The sequence below is a fragment of the Sphaerochaeta sp. UBA5836 genome (genome assembly GCF_002432845.1).
Lineage (GTDB): Bacteria > Spirochaetota > Spirochaetia > Sphaerochaetales > Sphaerochaetaceae > Sphaerochaeta.
Window position 1 is genome coordinate 1 of the sequence record NZ_DJGW01000048.1, and the last position, 4,830, is coordinate 4,830.

5 protein-coding genes are annotated in these 4,830 nt (G+C 51.2%); 1 reads left to right on the forward strand and 4 read right to left on the reverse strand.

Annotation, left to right across the window (positions count from 1 at the left end; genetic code table 11):
- Positions 1-170: 170 nt before the first annotated feature.
- Positions 171-500 carry a hypothetical protein gene (locus B3F49_RS03630; RefSeq protein WP_293909025.1) on the forward strand — a complete coding sequence of 110 codons (330 nt, stop codon included), beginning with the start codon at positions 171-173 and terminating at the stop codon, positions 498-500.
- A 3-nt stretch (positions 501-503) separates the two neighbouring features.
- Here B3F49_RS03630 and B3F49_RS03635 read toward each other — a convergent pair whose 3' ends face one another.
- The 4 genes from B3F49_RS03635 to B3F49_RS03650 form a co-directional block, all read right to left on the reverse strand.
- Positions 504-1,586, reverse strand: a complete 1,083-nt coding sequence (locus B3F49_RS03635; RefSeq protein WP_293909026.1) for an ABC transporter ATP-binding protein — start codon at positions 1,584-1,586, stop codon at positions 504-506.
- A gap of 9 nt (positions 1,587-1,595) precedes the next feature.
- Positions 1,596-3,287 carry an ABC transporter permease gene (locus tag B3F49_RS03640; RefSeq protein ID WP_293894913.1) on the reverse strand — a complete coding sequence of 564 codons (1,692 nt, stop codon included), beginning with the start codon at positions 3,285-3,287 and terminating at the stop codon, positions 1,596-1,598.
- 56 nt (positions 3,288-3,343) lie between these two features.
- Positions 3,344-4,369 carry an ABC transporter substrate-binding protein gene (locus B3F49_RS03645; RefSeq protein ID WP_293894910.1) on the reverse strand — a complete coding sequence of 342 codons (1,026 nt, stop codon included), beginning with the start codon at positions 4,367-4,369 and terminating at the stop codon, positions 3,344-3,346.
- 86 nt (positions 4,370-4,455) lie between these two features.
- Positions 4,456-4,830, reverse strand: a 375-nt coding sequence (locus B3F49_RS03650) for a hypothetical protein (protein ID WP_293909027.1), incomplete at its 5' end; no start/stop codon positions are given.

A 4,830-nucleotide genomic window follows, 5' to 3' on the forward strand; every position in this document is an offset into this window, starting at 1 on the left:
CAGTATCGACTTTCAGATTCATCAGAACCGATTGAGTGCCACAGCCCCTCCACATCGGGCTTACCGTAGCGTATTTTGCATCTGGGGCCACACGATTTCTGTTTGTAATCTTTTCAATGTTCGGTTGTTTTAGGTATGAAGTTGAAGGTTTTCAAGGTGGGAGGCAGCAGATGAAATGCAACAAGCATGCAATACAGTACAAGTTTGCACTGCTGGCTCTCTGCACACTTCTCCTCACAGGTTGTGGTGTCTACAGTAAAATCCCGCCTGTCAATCCAGATCAGAGCGAGTGGGAGGGCCCGTTGCTCGACCAAGCTGATATGGAACATGTACAGATTGTGGTGAAGCCCCGCGACACCACCATCGTTCTCAGTCTCGAAGACCTGGATGCAGACCTTTCGTTATTGACTGCCTATTTAGCTGAAAAAGGAAACCAGATGGTACCACCGGCTCAAGAAACCAGTGAGTTTGTACTGGTTATCCAGAAGCAACAGCCTTAATATTCAACTGATCACATGGGCGCTGATGGCATCAAAGCTTACCCCGACTTGGTCCCCTACCCGATACAGTCCCTCTTTGACCGGATTGTAGGAAATTGCCACGATGGGTTCGGTTCTCCCTTTGACCGTTATCTGATACTCTACGGTAGATCCTAAATAGACAGCTTCCTGCACCACTCCATTGAAAAATGCCTGATCATTGGGCTTCTCGATTTTCAAGCCTTCGGGACGCAGGACCACCGTTGCACGCTTGCCCACCACGACATCCTTGTTGAAGGAAGAGAAGCGATACTCTTTCTGATTGATCTCAAGGGTCAAATCCGTGTCAATCTTCTTGACCATCCCTTTGAAGAAATTCGCCCTGCCGATGAAGTCGGCCACAAAGTGGTTGGTCGGGCGGCTGTAGATTTCAAACGGAGTACCCAATTGCTGGATTCTCCCCTTGTCCATCACCATGATTCGGTCGCTGACCGTCATCGCTTCAGCCTGGTCATGGGTGACGTAGATGCTGGTAATCCCGAACTGTTGCTGAATTCTGCGGATTTCAGTCCGCATTTGGTCGCGAAGCTTCGCATCGAGATTGGAAAGCGGCTCATCAAACAAGAGGACCCTGGGTTTTGTTACGATGGCCCGTGCCAAGGCAACGCGCTGTTGTTGTCCACCCGAGAGCTGACTTGGCTGACGTGCACCCAAGGCGGACAAGCCCATGGTTGCCATGATGGTATCAACCTCGCCCTTGATCTGGCTCTTCTTCATGCCCTTCAACTCCAAGCCGAAGCCGATATTCTGCTCCACCGTCAGGTGGGGGAAGATGGCGTAGGATTGGAATACCATTGATGAGTTGCGCTTGTTCGCAGGCAGGTCGTTCACCAACTGCCCATCAATGAAGACATCCCCCTTGGTTTGTTTCTCAAAACCACTGATGATCCTTAGCGTAGTAGTCTTTCCACAGCCGGAAGGACCAAGGAAGGTGACCATCTCACCCTCTTTGATCTCAATGTTGACCGAATCGACTGCAGTGAACTCCTTACTCTTGTCATCCTGGTCGGTAAAAATTTTCGTAATATTTTTTAAGGTTACACTCATTGAGAACTCCTAGTGGCTGAGAATAGAGCTGGTGGTATGATACTTCAACCGAAGAATCAGTTTGATGACGGCCATGGCTGCCAGAATAATGGCAACCAGGATGAGGCTGAAGGCGGCAGCCGCCCCGATGCGGCCGCTCTCCACCTGGCTCATGATCTGCACGGTCATCAACTTCCATCGTGCCGAGACCAAAAAGATTGCAGCACTGATGGCTGTCATGCTACGGACAAAGCTGAATATCAAGGAGCTGAAAAAAGCCGGGATCATCAAGGGCAGGGTGACCTTGCGGAAGGTCTTGTTGCTGTCCGCCCCCAGGTCGATGGCTGCCTCCTCGATTGAAGGATCGATTTGCTTGAGAACGGCAACCCCGCCCTGCACACCTACAGGCAGATATCGGAAAATGAAATTGAGCAGGAGGATGAGCAACGTCCCGGTAAGGTAGAAAGGGTGTTGGTTGAACGCAAGAATGTATCCGATACCCACAACCGTTCCCGGCAGGGCAAAGCTGAGCATGGAGGAGAACTCCATGAACTTGCGGCCCCAGAATTGTTTACGGACAACCAGGAATGCTATAACCATACCGATGGTTCCTGCAAGCGGAGTCGAGAGCCCTGCTATGACCAAGGTATCGAGTACCGACTCAAATCCCACACGCCACACATAGACAAAGTTTTGCAGGGTAAGCTTGTTGCTGTTTCCCCATGACTCGGCGAAAGCACCCCAAACAATACTTGCATACACGAGAATAATACAGGCTGCAATGAGGCAGCAGACAACAAACAAGAGCCGGCGCGCAGTGGGGCTGACCACATCATTGCTCGATTGCGTCGGCTTTCCTGTCACCGTCACATACTGTTTCTTGCTGACCCAATACTTTTGCAGCAAGTAGGCTGAAACCGAGGGAACCAGGAGGATGAAGGCAAGAGCCGCACCTTTAGCGAAGTTGCCCATACCGGTAATCTCCAGGTACGCTTGGACGCTGAGAATGGGAAACTGGGCCCCTGCCAACACAAGCGGGTTGCCGAAATCGGCAAGCGATTCCACAAAGAGCACCAGCATCGAACTGGCAATACCAGGAATGGAGAGAGGGAGGGTGACCTTTCGGAAGATGGTGAACCGGTTGCCACCAAGATCCATAGCGGCATCCTCCAAGGTCGGACTGATCGATTCCAGCACACCCCGGAGGGTGATGTAAGCAACGGGAAAGAATGTCAGGACCTGGGCAAACAACAAACCCCGCGGCCCATACACATTGGCGTTCTGCATGCCGAGCAGGGTTGAACTTACAAATCCATTGCGGCCGAAGAGCATGATCACCGCCAGAGCCCCGATGAAGGGAGGGCTGATGATGGGAATGGTGGCGATCAAATTGAAAAATTTCCTGCCAGGGATATTCGCCCTGGTGAGGGAATACGCAAATATGTAGGCGATGAACGTTCCGAGCACGGCTGTAGCAACGCCCATCCACAATGAGTTGAACAGAGCCTTCAGGTAATAGCCGTTGGAATAGGTCATTACGTCGGTGAAATTCTTGATGGAAAAGGAACCGTCGACCTGAAAACTTACTACAACGACTTTATACAGAGGATAGATGATAAATAAAACCAAGGAGATTAAAAGCAGGAGAATCACCCCCAGAAGCAGGGGATCCTTGCTTAACCGGATTACATCATGCCACGAGGAGATGATTCGTTGTTTCATGAACACCTCAGATCAAGGTTCTCCGGTGTAAGAACCACCGGAGAACGTGGAACGTCTTACTTTTTGGCAGAGAGTACTTCACTGACCCAGCGTTCGACCAATTCGGCCTTGCGGGAGCTGTAATACGCCAAATCGACTCCCACCACATTGAGGGTGGAGAATGCGGGCATGACCGGATCGATCTCTGCATCGTCTATCACAGGATAGAAGTAGGTACCGGTCGACTTCAGTACATCCTGGCCCTTCTTGCTGACCAGCCAATCCATGAAGATTTTTGCTGATTCATAGTTCTTGGCTCCCTTGAGGATTGAGGCGGCCGGGAACTCGAAACCGAAGCCTTCCTTGGGGAACACGATTTCAATCGGTTGACCGTTGGCCTTCATCTGGAAGAAGGCAGGAGAGAATTGGATTCCGATGGCTGCATCCCCGACATTGACGCCCTTTGAAGGGCCGGTGCCGCTGGATGTGTAGGTTTGGATGTTTGCATTCAATTTCGCCATATAAGCGAAAGCCTCATCCTCGCCCATGATCTCGATCAGGCTGTAGACCATGGTGGTTGCAGTACCGCTGGCCTGCGGGGTCGGAACCTGGATGAGGTTCTTGTACTCCGGTTTGAGCAGATCGGCCCAGCTTGTAGGCATCGATGCTCCGGCCTTGGCCAAAGCAACAGTATTAACGCCAAAACAGAGTGGATTCATATAGAAGCCTCTCCAGTAGCCTTCTGCATCCTTGAACTCTGCTCCAAGAGCCTCAAATGCCGCCCCTTTATACGGAATCGTCAAACCTTGCGTTTTTGCAATCACATGGTTGTCGCTGGGGGCGCCGAGCCAGACATCGGCCTGTGGACGGCCGCTCTCTGCCTGGATTCTTGTGAGGGCAGGACCGCTGGAAAGCTGTACAAAGCTTGTCTTGATGCCTGAATCCTTGGTGAACGCATCGAGGATCTTCACTGCATTCGCTTCATCAACGCTTGCATACACGACCAATTCCTTTGCCGCCTGCCCATCCTCCTTCGACCCCTGGGCAGCAAGAGGAGTGAACAGACACAGAAGCAATAACACACTTGCCAGACACTGTTTCATAAGAACCTCCATAGAATAGCTACACAACATTTTACCATTGTTTAAGCGCCTGGCAATGGAAGGGTTTTACCATAGTGTTCACAAATTTATTCGTGCACCGACAGGGAGAGCAGGACAAACTTTCCATCCTCATTCTGCATCCATGTCATGCTGCCATATCCGTAGGCCGGTGCATGATAGCAAAAGGGAACTTCAAGCAGATGGCCTCTTTGGATATGAGAAGCCATCTGTATCTGTTCAAGCGGCAGCAATGCTGCCAGGAGTCGGTCATAGGTATGGACAAAGCCCGTCCTGATGGACTCGGGTACATAGGTTTCAACCCAGGAAAGAGAGTAGTCCTGACTGAGGGAGCGCTTCGCCTGCTCTTCAACACTCTGTGGTTCCACTGCAATGATCTGGCCGATGTTTTGATCGATGGGAAGCAGAGGCTTCGGGCTTGAAAAAAGCGGAGAATGGAGCAA